Source organism: Paenibacillus sp. 01T424, assembly GCF_056398745.1.
In genome coordinates this window covers 188,136-202,947 of the sequence record NZ_JBFTPZ010000004.1, presented here as the reverse complement: position 1 = coordinate 202,947, position 14,812 = coordinate 188,136, and the positions used below count along the sequence as shown (strand labels likewise).

Here is a 14,812-nt window from a genome sequence, read left to right as displayed (position 1 = left end):
CGCGATTTAATATTTAAAATCAAAGGAATTACTTTGGTTTTGTCGAAATAGGTTGGATTATGATGACAAAAAGAAAAGCGGTCCTTGTTACAGGGTCATTCTTTATCACCTTATTGCTAATTCGAATCATCTGGGCTTTTCTTCAGGCGTCACCAGAGCACCCTCGTGCGGTTCGGGGCGAGTTGGATTTGCGCGGCTTCGACTTCACCAAGGATCGCACGGTTACAGTAGACGGAGATTGGGAGTTCTATCCCGGCAAGTTTGTGATGCAAAGCGAGTCGAACACAATCTCATCCGAAGAGGGAAGAATGTTCATTCATGTTCCCGGAACGTGGAACCTGTCTTTATCCGAGAACAACTCGCCATACGGCTATGGCTCCTATCGTCTGCGCGTCAAGGTCAACCCGGATAATGATCTAACCTATGGCATTCGCGTTTCGAACGTGCGTACTTCGTCTGAACTATATGTGAATGATCGTTTTTTGGCGAGAGAGGGGCAGCCGGCAAAGATCAAACAGCAGTATACAGCCCGAAGCATGCCTTATACCGCTACTTTCAAGGCCGATACAGGCGAAATCGATATTGTCATACAAGTTGCGAATTATGACAACAGTATACGAGGCGGTGTGGTAGGATCAATCAAGTTAGGCAGTGAACTTGCGGTGGACAAAGAAGTAGGGTTTTCCATCAACATGCAGTTAGTCGTATGTGTCGTTCTGATGATTCAGGCCTTGTATACGCTTATTCTGTATGTGATCGGCACCCGACAAAAAGCTTTGATCTACTTCTTTATGCTTGTTGTTAGTGCCGTTGTCATGACACTGCTCGACGATGATAAGCTTTTGCTAGTTTGGCTGCCGGCCATCAACTATGAGTGGTCCATTAAACTCGTTCTTCTGTCCTTTATTGGAGTAGGAGCCTTCCTACTGCAGTTTGCCAAAAGTCTCTTGCCAGAGCATGCGGAAAACAGAGTGTTCCGCTGGTTCCCCTTGCTTTGTTTGATTGCCACACTGCTGATTGTGTTTTTGCCAGCCAGGTACGCACTGAGCGCATTAGCTGTATACTACACCATAGATTTGCTCGCTTGCTTGTACTGTCTGATGTTCTCGCTGCGTACGGCCCTGAAGAGCGATAAGAACGCCATTTATTTGGTTGTTGGTCTAACCTCTGTTTTGACTAATATTATTGGAGGGTACCTCAAGAGTCTGCTAGATATGGGCTATTATCCGATCGACCTGATCGTTGCGTTCCTCGCTTTTGCGTCTTTCTGGTTCAAACGTTATTCCGATACTTTCGCCCAAACGGCGAAGCTCGCCGAGAAGCTTCAGAAAGCGGACAAGCTGAAAGACGATTTCCTGGCCAACACATCCCATGAATTGCGGAATCCGCTGCATGGCATCCTTAACATCGCCCAAACCGTTCTGGATAACGGTATTAGAGATCAGGACGACAAAAACAAAGAGAACATGAAGCTGCTTATTTCCGTAGGCAAGCGAATGTCATACATGCTTAACGATCTGCTGGACATGACGCGGCTTCAGGAGAATGGCATCCGCTTGCATATAGGGAGTGTCCACGTTCAGGGAGTCGCCTCCGGTGTAACCGATATGCTTCGTTTTATGACGGAAGGCAAGTCGATTCGCATCGTCAGCGACATTCCCGACAACTTTCCTAGTGTCATGGCCGATGAAAACCGGCTTACACAAATTTTGTTCAACCTGCTTCACAATGCGGTGAAATATACTGATCAAGGACATATTATAATAAAGGGCGAGGTCAAGGACGGTAAGGCGAGCATTGTCGTCGCCGACACCGGCATCGGGATAGATCTAGAGACACAGCAAAGGATGTTTGCTCCCTACGAGCAGGGGGACCCTGGCATAACGGCAATTGGAGGCGGGCTCGGGCTCGGGTTAAGTATATGCAAGCAGTTGGTGGAGTTGCACGGAAGCACGTTGGAGGTTAACTCCATTCCGGGCCATGGTTCGGTATTCAGCTTTACCTTGCAGTTATCCGATTCATCCATCCGACATTACGAGAAGGCTATGATTGCTCCGGTATCGGGTGTTTATGCAGAAGCGGTGGTTTCCGCTTCCTTTGGACTTCGCGGTGACATTTCCAAACTGGAATCGGCGACCGGTTCAGACCGGCCAAACATTCTGGTCATAGACGACGATGCTGTCAATTTAAGTATATTGAGCAACCTCCTTACTTCGGAAAAGTATAAAGTCGTCACGGCTGCAAACGGGCGTGACGCACTTGCCATACTGAATACGAGAGAATGGGATTTGATCATTACCGACATCATGATGCCACGCATGTCCGGATACGAATTGTCCCGTATCATTCGTGAGCGCTTTTCCGTCACGGAGCTACCCATTCTGCTCTTGACCGCCCGCAGTCGACCGGAAGATATAGATACCGGATTCCTGTCGGGAGCCAACGATTACTTGAGGAAACCGGTAGATGCGCTGGAACTGAAATCCAGGGTACGGGCATTGACTGAATTGAGGCAATCGGTGCGCGAAAGACTGCGCATGGAAGCGGCTTGGCTTCAGGCGCAAATTCAACCGCATTTTCTGTTCAATACGCTTAATTCGATAGCCGCACTCAGCGAAATCGATAATGAGAAAATGAGAGCGTTGCTTGAAGAATTCGGCCATTACTTGCGGGCAAGCTTTGACTTTCGGAATTTGGAACGACTCGTTCCGCTTGAGAATGAGCTTGGTCTTGTCCGCTCATATCTGTATATCGAAAAGGAACGTTTTGAGGACAGAATAAACATTCGCTGGGATGTGGATGCAAGAATTCATTTGCAAGTTCCACCGCTCTGCATCCAACCTCTTGTCGAGAACGCAATACGACACGGCCTGCTAAGCCGTGTTGAAGGCGGAGAAATTCATATCCGAATTACCGCAAAAGAACATGAGGCGGAAATTTCGGTCACAGATAATGGTATAGGGATGGATGAGGAAACTGTACGGCGCGTCTTGGACAGCCGCTTGGACGTAAAGGCGGGAATCGGCTTGTACAATACGGATCGGCGATTGAAACAACTATACGGCAAGGGATTGCAAATCCGGAGTGTTCCGAATCAAGGCACTATTGTCAGTTTTGTCGTGTCAAAATGAGGGAAGAGAAGAGCATTAATTAAGATCTTAAGATTCTAGTGGATTAATTCTCTCTGCGATTCGTTCACCGAAAGATGGCAATGTGAACGTAAGACGGATTGACGGCAGGAACCGTTAATAGCGAGTATGACGCATGCCGAATTTACGGCATTAATCGTAAGATTGCTCAAAGCGGCCATTCTGATTAATAAGTAAAAAAGAACAGCTCTATGCCGATACATTGATGGACTGGATGGACAAGCAGTTGGTGGTGTATGACAACATTCTTGATTCGGAACTGTCTTTTCCTGAAAAAACTAAAGAAATCATGCTGTTGGAGGCCAAAAATTCAAACATGTTAGCGGATGAATTTCCAAAGGCCCCATCCTCTGAGTTGAGTGGATTGATGCAAATGATGGAGAGCTATAGCGAGCAGAAGGTCGTGCACTTTTTTGAGAAGTTTGTCGCGCTTGGCAAGCAAGAGGGTTATATCCATAAAGGCCAAACAGAAGAGATGTCGATGCGTTACTTCACTATGTTTAAGAATGAAATTGGTCGTCATTGGGAGTCATCGAATCAAGAACACATAACTAGGAGTATGGATCAATTGATGGAGTTGTTCTTTTATGGGTTAGTGGGACAGGTGCAGAAGCAGAAACATGCCAAGGAGCAAAATGGATCTACCTTTTAAAGAGCCCATAAAGCTGGACCTTATCACACAAATCGAGTGAAAACGATAGTTCGCATGATTCATGTTTACAAAGAGAGGGCCGTCCTGCAAAGGAAGGCCTTTTTCTCTCCTTCTCATAATGTCATATGTATTTTATTGTTTTGACCTTTACCTGTAACCTTTCCATAGATAGTAGGCACTTCTATATCATACGGAAGAAAGGAGCGGGAGCATGCTTCAGTATATTGAAGACGCAAAACAAGGGGATCGGCAAGCTTTTGAATCTATTGTCCGGCACTATACAGCAATGGCAAACGCGGTTGCGTACGAGAAGCTGCACGATTTTCAACTAGCGGAAGATGCAGTGCAAGAAGCATTCACTGAAGCCTTTCTGCATTTAAATAAACTGCGAGTAGGAGAAGCATTTCCGGGATGGTTCAAAGCTATTGTGATACGGCAATGTTATCGTATGACGCGTAGAAAGCATCATCCCATCGTGCCTTACGAGGAAGTAGCGCAATCGGCAGAGGCTCAAATTAGTGTCTCTGATATTATTGAGAAAAGAGAGCTGCAGCAGTCCGTTCATGATTCTATAGCTTTATTAACACCGAAAATGAGAATTGCGGTTCAATTGTTTTATATTCAAGGGTATTCTCTTCAAGAAATTTCGAGCTTTGTGGGCACTTCGGTTCCGATATTAAAGAAACGGCTCTTTGATGCTCGTCGTAAATTGAAGGGTGCTCTGCCAGTAGCCGATTTGATCTCCGTATATAATCATTTGTATGTAGGAGGAAAAGGTGTGCTTCATATTGTAAACGGAGATTCAGTAGCAGAGAAGCTGCGGCAAGGCATCGTGCAGGGTGAGATTTTAGTATGGCGGGAAGTGTACCCTCATGGTCCTGTATTTTTAGATTCTGCTGCAGTAGACCATCGTTCTAGACGATCACAATATTTGGAACAAACAATGGGAATCCCTCGCTCTGAGTTTGTTCAGGGTAGTGAAGCGCAGGAGAAAGTGTTGGCTGATTTTCATAAATATGAGGAGATTGTGCTTTGGTTTGAGCATGATTTGTTCGATCAGACGATGCTGTGCTATTTGCTCCATTCGTTCTCAGGGCAGCCTTTGCTGAAAACAAAGCTGAGCTTATTGTGCATCGGGGAATATCCAGGAATTGAACTGTTTCGCGGGTTGGGACAGCTTTCTCGGGAGCAAATGGAGACGTTATCGGGAACTTGGAAATTGATTGGGGCAGAGGAGCTGGACTTAGGCAGAGCGTTTTGGCAAGCCTATACGTCACAGAATCCACAACAGTTGCAGCAATTGTTAAGTCAAGATACGTCCGTGCTGCCATTTGCGCATGATGCCTTCCAATTTCATTTATCACGGTTCCCGTCTACCCACAATGGGCTTGGTATCGTAGAGCAGATAACGCTTGCGATGATCCAGGGGGGAATAAACAGTCCGTATGAATTATTTCAGCATGTTGGAAACAAACTCAACGCCTTGGGTATGGGTGATCTGCAATACTGGCATATTTTAAAGGAAATGTCTCGAGATCCGTATCCATTAATACAAATCGGCGGATTACAGACGATCCCTTCTTATCTCGATTCATCGATATCATTCCGCGATTGTATCGTTACGTTAACCGAATTCGGAAAAAAGGTGTTGGATGGAAAAGAGGACTGGATTGCGAATAAAGGAATAGATGAGTGGTATGGCGGAGTGCATTTGCAGGGATATTTTCCGCGGTGGCGCTGGAATACAATCGAACAAAAGATCATTGAGATAGGCGCAGAAACGTGACCTTATTTAAAAGATAAAGTTTATGCTTAAAGGTGGGGTGGGGAGATGGACAATCGCATCTTAGAAAGAGGCCTATCGATCATATCGCAGTGCAAGGGTCGAACGGGTGATATATGGGAGGCGCATTTTGGGGCGGCAGCAATCGCAAGCTATTTTTTCGTAAAAGAAAACCTGATGCCAGCCGAGACGTCAGCTCGAATTGCAGCAGAATCAGGCGTGATGCTTCGCAGTCGAGCATACGAGCATATCGCTCGCAGCAGAGGAGAGCTGGATGCCGAAATAGCCGAAAAACAAATTCTAGCAGCTCTACTGCCTACAATGGATGGGCTCCACTGGGTCGGACACAATGTTATCTATGCAGCTATCAGTTTGATGGCGATCAGAGAACTTGACGGTTGGGGGCATGCGGATGATATTGAAGGCATTACGAGCTTGATTGCATCTTTTAATAAAACCATTCCCGGAAGGTCATGGCTAGGGTATTCGGCATCGGACGTGAAGCGGCTTGAAGTAGCAGAGAGCGATCGGTTTCCTGCTATTCAAAATGCAGAGCAGCTATCCGAATTTATCATAAATGAACTTTCGTCTTTTCAAACCATTTACAGATCAGAGGCTCACCATGATCTAATTGGACATATGCTAACTTTTTCGCAAGCATTAACAATTTTGCATGAGCTTGGTCATGTCGAATATTTTCTGAAAGGCATTTCCTCTCTTCAAAAGCTGGTTAAAGTTCTTCGTACCAGTCATCACATAAATCCGGAGCAGCCGCCAAAATTGTTCTCTTCAGTAGACCGTTGGCCTCTTACACTGGCATGTCGATCAGAGTGGCTGCCTATTGAAGATGAATATTGGCTGCAAGGCTTTCAACATACGGATTGGGATTTTGGTCACACATTTAAATTCCCGTACAGCTTTTATAATCATATTAACCGGCTCGACACACCTAACCTTCAAGCAGTGGAAAACTTCCGATACATTATCGGGTAATCACGAGCGCATTAGCGACCGTTGCGATTCCGATGCATTACAGTACGAAGGCGTTAGGGATTTTAGGRAGATCTGTTTTCGCCAAGGCGGATATGTTCATTAAGGCTGTAGGACAGCGAACGACAGAAGTGAATACATTAGAAGTTACAAAGGAAAACGTGTCCCAATTTGCCGGCGTCGTCACGATGCAGTATGAATAATAGAAGAGAAACTCTATGTTATTAAGGGTTAGAGTGTAAAAAAAAATGGCTCCGCGAGATGATCATGTCATCTGCGGAGCCTCTTTTAGCTTGATTTATGTGCAAAGAGTCTGGCTCTAGCCCGCTGCCCAAACGTCTAATTCAATTTTTAATTCGGGCAAACCTAATCCTTTAATATAAGCAACCGTCATGGAGGGAGGCGTTTGGCCAAACACTTTATCCCAAATGGAATAGAAATGATCCCAATCTATTTCTTCCGTAGCCCAAATGTTGATTTTAATGACATGATCAGGAGTTAATTGTTGGGAAGAGAGGATATCAACAATATTACTCATTGTATTGGTTACTTGTTGATTAAAATCGGTAGGAATATTGTTGTTCTGATCAATGCCAATTTGGCCGGAAAACACGTACATCTCCGCATTTCTGCTTATTTTCGTTACATGACTATAGCTGCCAACCGGCTTCGCTATATTTTCCGGATTATATCTATGAACAACATGATTATTTAAATTCATCGTTTGTAACGTCTCCTTATAAATGGAAAATAAATAACTATGAATAGGTTATCTATTTCACTGTATTTTAACTTTTTATGATTGTAGACAGAGCTATCCCGTCTTGATCAATTTTAGAAAAAAACAGCAGTAGAATACCCGATTCCAACAGATAATGATTTAATCGATCTCTTCTTCATCAAGTATCCCTCCTTCATTTATAAGTAAAATAACTTACTGTAGAATAATAACATTGTTGAAGTGAAAAGAATAGCAAGGTTGTTGCATGATCACCAATGAGGTAAAAACTGTTGACTTTGCTTTTTTAGAAGCTGTGCTTGTATATTGTTAGTATATCTTTTATTTTTTAAAGGATTTTATAGGGAACATGCATGGGTTCGTGAAAACTAGAAATGTAGAAAGAGAATAAATACTTTTCTATCGAACCAGCCATATGTGTGGAATAGACAACCGGGAGGAAACAAAATGAGTACACAGAGTCTGGGAGTTCCATTAGAAGGTTTTGCTGAATTTAGTCGAACCGTAGCTGCAGAAGGCGCGGTACTGTTAAAAAATGAAGGACAGGTGCTTCCGCTTCGAGATGGCGAAAACGTTGCTGTTTTTGGCAGAACCCAAGTGAATTACTACCGCAGCGGTACAGGATCAGGCGGGAGCGTCCATGTTTCTTATACAACGAATTTATTAGATGGTCTTCGCGGTAAAAAGAACCTGACAGTCAATGAAGAGCTTGCGGCTGTCTACGAAATGTGGATTGAGCAAAATCCATTCGATAATGGCGGCGGCGGCTGGGCTGCTGAGCCGTGGCACCAGAAGGAAATGCCGTTAACTGATGAACTAGTGTCGAGCGCAAGAGCTAAATCGAGCAAGGCGATCATTGTGATCGGACGTACAGCGGGAGAAGATCAGGATAATGCCGATGCACCGGGAAGCTATCAGCTGACCTCGGACGAAAAAGCGATGCTGAAGCAGGTAACCGCCTACTTCGAGCAAACCATTGTAGTGCTGAATGTATCGAACATTATTGATATGAGCTGGATGAACGATGAAAGTTATGTCCACCCCATTTCAAGTGCGATCTACTCTTGGCAGGGCGGCATGGAAGGCGGCAACGCCATTGCCGATGTTCTGGCCGGAGAAGTGACTCCGAGCGGTAAATTGACGGATACCATTGCTTATTCCATCGATGATTATCCATCCACTCGAAACTACGGCAATGAATTTAAAAACTTTTATCAAGAAGATATCTATGTAGGCTATCGTTATTTTGAAACATTTTGCCCAGAGAAGGTTCAATATGAATTTGGATACGGGATTTCGTATACCTCATTTAAAGTCGATGCTGAGCAAGCAATATTGACCACTAAAGATGGGAAAAAATACGTTGAAATTGACGTAACGGTTGCCAATTCAGGAGCTGACTACGCGGGTAAAGAGGTCGTGCAGGTTTATTATGAAGCACCGCAAGGGAAATTGGGACAACCGGCTAAAACTTTGGCTGCATTCGGCAAAACCAAAGTGCTTCAAGCAGGTGAATCAGAGCGCCTTACAGTGAGTTTTCCTGTAGATACAATGGCATCTTATGATGACGCTGGTGTGACAGGGCATGCTTCCGCTTATGTTCTAGAAGCGGGAACGTATCGCTTTTATGTAGGAACAAGCGTTAAAAACCTTATTGCAATAAGCGTACAAGGTAAAGACGGTTACGTTGTGGAAGCTCTTGAGGTCGTAGAGCAGCTGCAAGAGGCGCTTGCACCAATAGAGGGCTTTAGCAGAATGAAGCCGGGCGCTCGGAAGGAAGACGGTTCATATGAGCTGATTACGGAAGAAGTACCCACTCGCAGCGTTTCCTTAGCAGAACGAATTGAGAAGAATCTTCCTGCAACACTTAAGCAAACTGGAAACAAAGGATTTAAATTAAGAGATGTTTATGAGCAGAAGGTTGGCATGGAAGCCTTTATCGCTCAGCTTAGCGATCAAGATTTGGCTGCCATTGTCAGAGGAGAGGGCATGAGCAGCCCGCTTGTTACGCCGGGTACAGCTTCGGCTTTTGGCGGAGTAAGCGACAGCTTATTTAATTACGGAATTCCGGTTGCTTGTACAGCAGATGGCCCGTCAGGTATTCGCATGGATAGTGGCCAGAAAGCGACCCAGGTTGCTATTGGCACTTTACTTGCGGCAACTTGGAATGCTGAGCTGGTCGAAGAGCTCTACGTTATGGAAGGGCAAGAATTGTTAAGCAACAACGTGGATGCTCTGCTTGGGCCTGGCCTCAATATTCGCCGCAGCCCGCTGAATGGCCGCAACTTTGAATATTTCTCAGAAGATCCGCTCATTTCCGGCGTATTTGCAGCAGCATGTACTCGAGGAATTATGAAAGGCGGCTCTAATGCTACGCTAAAGCATTTTGCCTGCAACAACCAAGAAAAGCATCGCAGTAAAGTAGACGCTATCGTATCAGAGCGAGCTCTTCGTGAAATTTATTTGAAAGGCTTTGAAATTGCGGTAAAAGAGGGCGGCGCGAATTCAATTATGACCTCCTATAATCCAATTAACGGACATTGGGCGGCTTCTAATTATGATATGAACACTACCGTGCTTCGCGGCGAATGGGGCTTTAAAGGTATTGTCATGACTGACTGGTGGGCCATCATGAACGATGTCGTCAATGGAGGAGCAGCGGATCGTAAATATACGAACTGGATGGTTCGTGCACAAAATGATCTGTATATGGTTGTTCCTAACTATGGCGCGGAAATCAATGGGTGGGATGACAATACGATTGAATCGCTGGAGAATGGAACGTTAACAAGGGGCGAGCTTCAACGCTCTGCGATGAACATATGTGAGTTCATTATGCATGCTCCTGTATTCTCGAGAAAACAAGTCATTGAAGAGAAGGTCGATACATTCAAAGCGAATGCATCTCTATCTTCGGAGCAAGCACAAGCACTTTCCGAAAATRCACAAGTTAAACCGGCAGCAGCAGGATCAAGCTTTATGAAAGTGGATCAAGCTGGCCAATACCGGATTATTGTCAGCATTATGTCTCCTGAGCCTGAACTGGCTCAAAGTGCTTGCAACGTGACGCTGAACGATCAATTGATGACGACTATTCAGACGAATGGGACGGAAGGCAAATGGATCAAGCAGAAGCTTGTGAAAGTCGAGCTGGAAGCAGGTTTTTATGAACTGAAGCTAGAATTCATCAAACCAGGCTTGCAAATTGAATGGATCGAATTTAAAAAAGTGTAATGCAGAATAGCTGTGTGTCATACTTACCAGAAAGAACGAGGGCACCCGCAAGGGTGCCTTTATTTTTGAATGCTTATGAATTCGGTATAGTAATGCTGTGACTTCATTGCTCTACTGCTAAGCCCTTTTCTTTGAAGACAGCACTTTATGTATGAAATGCTTAGGCGGAATTTGGCCGGGTGATTGTTTATTGGAATCGTTAGAATGAATGATTAATGCCAGTAGTGCAACGTTTATGGAAGTAGCTGCAGCCTGCGAAACGAGGTAGACATTTTCCCAGTTCGGAGCAAATTTATTTTTATATTCATAAAGCCCCTTAAAGTTATACAGCTTGTTCCCATACTTATAGAGAAGCTTGATGATGTGCGAATCAGTAACGTTAGCAAGCGGAGCCATGCCTAAGCTGCAAACGCCGTAGGCTTGTTCTTTGGCCCAAAGGAATAGGGAAACAAATAGAACATCCATTGTGCCATGCGGGCATGCTTTTGTATAACGCATGAGATCAACCGTTAATCGCCGACAAACAGATTCTTCTTCCATTGTTTTAATAAATGGCTGATGATCCCCTGCAATGGAGACAAACGCTTCGTAATTTCCATCAGGCCCAACGAGCACCGCGACTGGAAAACGCATGACATACTCCTTTGCGAAAGAGCCTACAGAAAAGCTTTTTTCTTTCCGATTACCCAGCCATTCATCTGAAATGTCTTGAAGACGATGGAGGAAGGAGTCGGAATATGGCGGGTGCAGAACCTCGAAGGTAAACCCGGAACGTCCAAATTTACTCATGCGATTTCGCAGCTTAAGCCATTGCTTACCATTCAGTTGAAAGGTAGATAAGTCGACCTGAGCTTCTTCTCCGATTTTGGAGCAGCGCAGCCCAAGCTTCTCATACAGCGATAGAAATGAGGATTTTGCTTGATAGAACACGGGTATTTGCTTATTCTCATTGCAGTCTGCTACAAACTGCTCAATAACGCGCCTAGTAAACCGGGGGTTTCCAACAGGGTCGCCAAGTACAATTCTTCTATTTAAGGCTGTGCGGTACACGATCAAAGCCTCGTAATCGGAATCCCAGAACCATTCTTTATCACCAAGGTAGTATAAATGCGTGTGTGAGTTATTGCCGTATCTTTCAAGCAGTTTTGTCAGACGTTCTTCAGAATGGATATCAATCATGGTGAAGCCTCCAAGTAAGCAGTCTCTGGGAGCCAGCTGAAATAATATTTGTCTTCCTATTAAACAGAGATTATAGTTAAAAATTATACCAGTAATACCTATGTTTTAGGTTTTTTTCTTGCGAATATAACGAATGTGGAGGAAGTTTTCATGAAAAAAGCATTGGTCGTAATCGATGTACAGGAAGCCTTTTTTTCGTTGCCGGAAAATTATCTTCACAAAAAAGAAGAGTTGGTAGCGCGGATCAATGAGTGGATTACGGCCGCGCGGGAGGGTAAGGTCCCAATCGTTTTTATCCAGCATACGGATTATGACAACGCAGATGATGAATTTTATGTAGATTCATCGGATTGGAAGCTGCATCATGGACTCGACATAAGGGCTGAAGACACAGTGATTCGCAAAACAAGCTGGGATTCGTTCTATGATACCGAACTGGCATCTACGTTGGAGGAAATGTCGATAGAGCAGCTTATTTTTGCTGGAGCACAAACGGAGTTTTGTTTGGACACCACCATTCGGGCAGCGTACAGCCGTGGTTACAAGAACAATATTTTAGCAAAAAACAGCCATAGTACATTAGATAACACCGTCCTGACTGCACCAAAAATCATCGAACATCATGAGAAGGTTTGGAATAGAAGATTTGTTACTATTCTTGATGTGAATGAAGTGACATTTTAGGAGTTTAGGCTTGCAGGACAGCAAGAAAGGGACCGCTCAAGGCGGTCCCTTTCCATTTGTTAAGACGATTATCCAGAGCGTTTATATAAATAGGGTGAAACGATAAATGATTTATTATGAAATGGAAATTGATTAAATAATGAATGCCACCATTCGCAGCCTAGATCGTTCGAAACCGTAAATAGTTGTGTGTTGATTTCATCTGTTTGCTGTGAAGAAAGCTGGACATGATGAGCCCAGGTATCCAGCAATTCATCCAGCATTAGCTCGACATCCGAAGGCAGCTTCAAATCTGACTCGTAATCGCTCATCCATTTCCCTTCCTTCCTACAGCCTTTTCTTTGGGCAGCATACCAAGCGCTTCGGCAAGCTGACGGCGTGCCAGCAGTATTTTATAGCGAACGGTGCCTGAAGGCAGCCCAAGCGCTGCGCCAATTTCACCGCTTTTCATGCCGCCAACAGCCTTCATGAGCAGTATAGAACGAAGCTCCTCGGGCAATTCTCGGATGGCTGACTCAAGCTCGTGAAACTGCTCACGGCCAGCCAACAATTGTGATAGGTCACCATTCGGACTTGGAAAGCTATACAGCTGGATTTTGGATACAGCTTGTTTATAGCTCTGCGATTTCCGATAATAATCCTTTACCCGATTGGCAGCAATCGAAAATATCCAATACAAATGCTGATCCTCGGGTATACTTTCGACGACATCTTTGCGGTTCCAGATTTTCATGAATACGTCCTGCAGCAGGTCGGAGGCCGTTTCTTTACTTTCTGTTCGTCCGAGCAGATAAGAATAGATTTGCCTTGAATGTGTACGATACAATTGCTGAAACAAAGCCTCTGCGTTTATCGGCATAGCTTGTTTCTCATTCATCATCTCTTGTTTTGATCGTTCCTGTTTTTGAAATGGCAAGGTACTGGAGTAGAGGCACAATAGCCTTCGAAGCTGTTATATCGCCAATGACTACAATCTCGGAAACTTTACTTTTAATTAATTCAAGTTGCACATCATCATCCATTTCGAAATTTCCAATCAGCACCATACACATTTTTTCCTCGACAAATTCAAAGAAGCTGTTGGAGAACGTGTCATCTCCTAGAAATAACCGCACATTGGAGGATGTATTGGAATAATAAATGATTTGACCGAGCATGCGCGATATGGAGCTTCCTAATACGACTTCGCTCCCCTTAGGCAGGATCAGCTGTCCAGCTAAAATGACATCTTGAAACCCGATCTTCTCCACCGGCGAAGTGATGACCGCTTGCCCCGCAATGACGACGATATCCTCGGGAGCGCCATTGCTGTTGGCAAAAAACTCGCCTCCCAATGAAACTTGCCCGGACAAGATTTTCACTTTGCCTGCCGTAGAAGGGACTAAACAAACGCAGCCAATATTTTGCTGGGGTATGCGATTCAAAGCACTAGATAGCGATTCTGGGGCAATTATAATACCAATGTTGCTAATGGAGGTTACATTAGCTAGATCCTCAGCTTTCACTCCAGTCAAATCGAGAAGACCCATATTCTCCAAAGCTCTTTCTTGAACATTAGCTTGCTGTACGTTTTCCATACGCTTCACGCTCCCATCATTTTCTAATTACACTAAATATAACGTATGACATTTAAAAGTGTTGGGAGAAAACAAAATAAGTTAATTCATTGCATCTTTAACGTTGCTTCGTTATCGTAGCATTAAGAGCGGTACATTAATGATACGTGTTAGGAGATTCGGGAAATGAAAAAAAAGATCTTGATTGTTGAAGATGATATTCATATATCCAAAATTATTAAAATGAATCTCAACCTTGTGAACTACGATACGGCGGAGGTTTATGACGGCTTGGCGGCGCTGGAGCTGCTTCAGCGGGAAAAGGTTGATCTTATATTGCTGGATGTGATGATCCCGCATTTGGATGGATTTGCGCTGATGGAACGAATTAAGCCGTATCAGATACCGGTTATTTTTTTGACGGCCAAAAACTCTGTCTACGATAAAGTGGATGGATTAAAACTGGGAGCCGATGATTACATGGTTAAGCCTTTTGAGGCCATCGAGCTGCTTGCCCGCATAGAGACGGTATTGCGAAGATACGGCAAAGAAGAAAGTGTATTACAATTTCAATCTATTGCAGTCAATATGGATAAACGAGAGGTAACCAGTCAAGGGGAAGTTGTCGAGCTGACGCCGAAGGAATATGAACTGCTTGTTGTTTTGCTGAAAAATAAGAACATTGCCCTCTCGAGAGAGCAGTTTATTAGTAAGGTATGGGGCGGCGACTATTATGGCGAGACGAGAACGGTCGATATGCATATTAAATCACTGCGCAAGAAGCTAGAGCTGCAGGATCACATCAAGACGATTTATAAACTCGGTTATCGGCTGGAGGATTAAGAG

The 14,812-nt window shown here is 44.4% G+C and carries 11 protein-coding genes and 1 pseudogene; 7 read left to right on the top strand and 5 right to left on the bottom strand.

Annotated elements, in window-relative coordinates:
• Positions 1 to 59 precede the first annotated feature (59 nt).
• From AC1DPK_RS05435 to AC1DPK_RS05420, 4 genes and pseudogenes are all read left to right on the top strand, one after another.
• Entirely contained in the window at positions 60 to 3,131 is a 3,072-nt protein-coding gene (locus tag AC1DPK_RS05435) for an ATP-binding protein (protein ID WP_477509577.1), read from the top strand.
• 196 nt (positions 3,132 to 3,327) lie between these two features.
• A pseudogene (locus tag AC1DPK_RS05430) lies at positions 3,328 to 3,801 on the top strand (TetR/AcrR family transcriptional regulator); the annotation flags it as partial.
• Between the two features lie 211 nt (positions 3,802 to 4,012).
• The gene (locus AC1DPK_RS05425) at positions 4,013 to 5,587 is read left to right on the top strand and encodes a sigma-70 family RNA polymerase sigma factor (protein WP_441878243.1); all 1,575 of its coding nucleotides are present in this window, start codon (positions 4,013 to 4,015) and stop codon (positions 5,585 to 5,587) included.
• Positions 5,588 to 5,632: 45 nt separating this feature from the next.
• A complete protein-coding gene (locus AC1DPK_RS05420) occupies positions 5,633 to 6,577 on the top strand; it encodes a hypothetical protein (protein WP_477509576.1) in 945 nt (314 codons plus the stop codon).
• A 316-nt stretch (positions 6,578 to 6,893) separates the two neighbouring features.
• Here the strand turns inward: AC1DPK_RS05420 and AC1DPK_RS05415 are convergent, their stop codons facing one another.
• Entirely contained in the window at positions 6,894 to 7,295 is a 402-nt protein-coding gene (locus AC1DPK_RS05415) for a RidA family protein (RefSeq protein ID WP_441878249.1), read from the bottom strand.
• A 465-nt stretch (positions 7,296 to 7,760) separates the two neighbouring features.
• Here AC1DPK_RS05415 and AC1DPK_RS05410 point away from each other — a divergent pair, with 465 nt between their 5' ends.
• On the top strand, positions 7,761 to 10,547 hold the full coding sequence (locus AC1DPK_RS05410) for a glycoside hydrolase family 3 C-terminal domain-containing protein (protein ID WP_477509575.1): 2,787 nt from the start codon (positions 7,761 to 7,763) through the stop codon (positions 10,545 to 10,547).
• Between the two features lie 117 nt (positions 10,548 to 10,664).
• Here AC1DPK_RS05410 and AC1DPK_RS05405 read toward each other — a convergent pair whose 3' ends face one another.
• On the bottom strand, positions 10,665 to 11,726 hold the full coding sequence (locus tag AC1DPK_RS05405; RefSeq protein ID WP_477509574.1) for a phosphatidylglycerol lysyltransferase domain-containing protein: 1,062 nt from the start codon (positions 11,724 to 11,726) through the stop codon (positions 10,665 to 10,667).
• Positions 11,727 to 11,876: 150 nt separating this feature from the next.
• On the opposite strand from AC1DPK_RS05405, the gene AC1DPK_RS05400 reads away from it, so the two are divergent.
• Positions 11,877 to 12,410, top strand: coding sequence for an isochorismatase family protein (locus AC1DPK_RS05400; protein WP_477509573.1), 534 nt, complete (start codon positions 11,877 to 11,879; stop codon positions 12,408 to 12,410).
• Between the two features lie 68 nt (positions 12,411 to 12,478).
• Here the strand turns inward: AC1DPK_RS05400 and AC1DPK_RS05395 are convergent, their stop codons facing one another.
• The 3 genes from AC1DPK_RS05395 to AC1DPK_RS05385 are packed head-to-tail and all read right to left on the bottom strand — an operon-like array spanning position 12,479 to position 13,987.
• On the bottom strand, positions 12,479 to 12,721 hold the full coding sequence (locus AC1DPK_RS05395) for a hypothetical protein (protein ID WP_441878257.1): 243 nt from the start codon (positions 12,719 to 12,721) through the stop codon (positions 12,479 to 12,481).
• A complete protein-coding gene (locus tag AC1DPK_RS05390; RefSeq protein ID WP_477509572.1) occupies positions 12,718 to 13,269 on the bottom strand; it encodes an RNA polymerase sigma factor in 552 nt (183 codons plus the stop codon). The genes AC1DPK_RS05395 and AC1DPK_RS05390 overlap by 4 nt, the downstream gene beginning before the upstream one ends.
• Positions 13,270 to 13,279: 10 nt before the next feature.
• Positions 13,280 to 13,987, bottom strand: a complete 708-nt coding sequence (locus tag AC1DPK_RS05385; RefSeq protein WP_441878261.1) for a hypothetical protein — start codon at positions 13,985 to 13,987, stop codon at positions 13,280 to 13,282.
• Between the two features lie 165 nt (positions 13,988 to 14,152).
• On the opposite strand from AC1DPK_RS05385, the gene AC1DPK_RS05380 reads away from it, so the two are divergent.
• On the top strand, positions 14,153 to 14,809 hold the full coding sequence (locus AC1DPK_RS05380) for a response regulator transcription factor (protein WP_477509571.1): 657 nt from the start codon (positions 14,153 to 14,155) through the stop codon (positions 14,807 to 14,809).
• Positions 14,810 to 14,812 lie beyond the last annotated feature (3 nt).